Origin of the sequence: Vibrio sp. V43_P6S15P86, from assembly GCF_009904725.1 — a bacterium.
Lineage (GTDB): Bacteria > Pseudomonadota > Gammaproteobacteria > Enterobacterales > Vibrionaceae > Vibrio > Vibrio diabolicus.
Genome location: NZ_WXWT01000058.1, coordinates 1 through 2505, shown reverse-complemented (window position 1 = coordinate 2505; position 2505 = coordinate 1). Strand labels below are relative to the sequence as shown.

At 50.4% G+C, this 2505-nt stretch carries 1 protein-coding gene; it reads right to left on the bottom strand.

The window, feature by feature from the left end; genetic code table 11:
• A partial coding sequence (locus tag CAG69_RS02625) for a Calx-beta domain-containing protein (protein ID WP_272925875.1) occupies positions 1-2465 on the bottom strand: 2465 nt, incomplete at its 3' end.
• Between the last annotated feature and the right edge of the window lie 40 nt (positions 2466-2505).

The following is a 2505-nucleotide window of genomic DNA, read 5'->3' as shown; positions in this document are numbered from 1 at the left end:
GTATCACCTTCGTTAATTGTGCCAGCGTCACTGATAGATACCGTTGGGCGGTCATCGTCCGGATCTGGATCAGGGCCAGTACCATCATCAACAATGGTTGCGGTGCCCGTATCGGTACCTTGGACAGGACCGAGACCGGTCACGTCTACCGCGAAGTTTTCTGGACCTTCGTAGACTTCATCATCAATAGAAGCAATACGCACATCAAACTCAGTCTGCCCGGCAGGCACCGTCACCACGCCATCGTTTGGCACCGCAACCCAACCGGAGCCCGTGTTGTATTCTAAGGTACCTAAGTCTCCGACTTCGGTATCGCCTAAGTTGAGGCCTAGCTCGACTTGAACAGTGGACTCGGAAGCATTCGACAGCGTCACTTTGAAGTTCGCAGCCTCACCCTCATTGATAGTGCCAGCATCCGTAATAGTCACATTCGGGCGGTCATCATCCGGATCAGGGCCTGGACCCGTGCCGTCATCCACTATCGTTGCTGTCCCCGTATCACTGCCTTGCACTGCGCCAATGCCAGTCACCGTCACACTGAAATCTTCTGGGCCTTCATAAACGGCGTCATCAATGGAAGCGATACGCACATCAAACTCAGTTTGCCCCGCTGGCACCGTTACTACATCATCGTTTGGTACTGCAACCCAACCGCTTCCGGTGTTGTATTCTAAGGTGCCTAAGTCACCGACTTCAGTATCGCCGAGATTAAGACCCAACTCCACTTGCGTTTCCACTTCAGAGGCGTTCGATAAGGTGACTTTAAAGTTCGCCGTATCACCTTCATTAATGGTGCCAGCATCTGAAATAGTCACATTCGGACGGTCATCATCCGGATCGGGGCCTGGCCCCGTGCCGTCATCCACGATCGTTGCCGTTCCCGTATCGCTGCCTTGCACCGCCCCAATGCCAGTTACCGTGACACTGAAATCTTCAGGGCCTTCATAAACAGCGTCATCAATGGAAGCAATGCGCACATCAAACTCGGTTTGCCCTGCTGGCACCGTCACCACGCCATCGTTTGGCACCGCAACCCAACCGCTTCCGGTGTTGTATTCTAAGGTACCTAAGTCTCCGACTTCGGTATCGCCCAAGTTGAGGCCGAGTTCAACTTGAACAGTGGACTCGGAAGCATTCGACAGCGTCACTTTGAAGTTCGCAGCCTCACCCTCATTGATGGTGCCAGCATCCGTAATAGTCACATTCGGGCGGTCATCATCCGGCACGAGGCCTGGCCCCGTGCCGTCATCCACGATCGTTGCCGTTCCCGTATCGCTACCTTGCACTGCGCCAATGCCAGTTACCGTGACACTGAAATCTTCAGGGCCTTCATAAACAGCGTCATCAATGGAAGCAATGCGCACATCAAACTCGGTTTGCCCTGCTGGCACCGTCACCACGCCATCGTTTGGCACCGCAACCCAACCGGAGCCCGTGTTGTATTCTAAGGTACCTAAGTCTCCGACTTCGGTATCGCCCAAGTTGAGGCCTAGCTCGACTTGTACTGTAGACTCGGAGGCGTTCGATAAGGTGACTTTGAAGTTCGCTGTCTCACCCTCATTAACCGTACCTGCATCACTCATCGTTACCGCTGGGCGATCATCATCAGGATTTGAGCCATGTCCACTACCATCATCTAAAATAGTGGCAGTCCCAGTAACAGGTGTGCTTTGTTCTTCTGTCGTGCCAGAGAGCGTAAACGTTTCTGGGCCTTCAAATACAGAGTCGTCAATAGAGTCTATAGAGACCGTAAAGTCACTTTCACCCGGTGGGATCGAAATGGTAAAGGTTCCGCTTTCACCGACTGAAACTTCTTCTGTTGTACCATCAGAAAATGTTATGAGGACACGCTCATTGACGTAGTCACTCCCGTTCTCGTCAGCTGAGCCGCCTGTTGCGGTTCCATCAAGGAGAGAAAGAATGACATCAGTATTGTCTTCAGTTGTTTGACTTAGAGTAATATCGAATACAACTTGGTCACCTTCGTTGATAGTCGGACTAGATATTTCTTGAACTAAGATAGTCGGTGGTACAGGGCCATTAATTACTCTGAAAAGATCCAACAAAGATAGTGCTTGAGTTGTAGATAGTCCGATTCCATCAATACCGACGGTCTCAAAATTCGTACTAGCCAACAATTCAGCGCCAGTACGATCTATTGCACCAGTATTTTGGGGGCTAGAACCACTTTCCTCACCTGCAGCTGGCTCAAAATCCTCACCAAGCGCAGCCGGGTCTTCTCCACTAGCGATAGCCTCGATTAGCGCAGTGACATCATCAGTAACGTTAATTGAACTACCTTGCGGTGTTACCTGTTGTACAATTAATTCTGATGTATCAGAAACTTCCTCAATAATTAATTCACCAGGCTGAGGTAGCTGACCACTTTCAAGACTTCTCAGGTTCCCATCAAGCCCTATAACCACGACATTGCTCATCAATGAACTTAACGCTACTCGATCCATGCTCTTCATCCTTGTATTAGTTTAATTAAAGGCTTGTTAC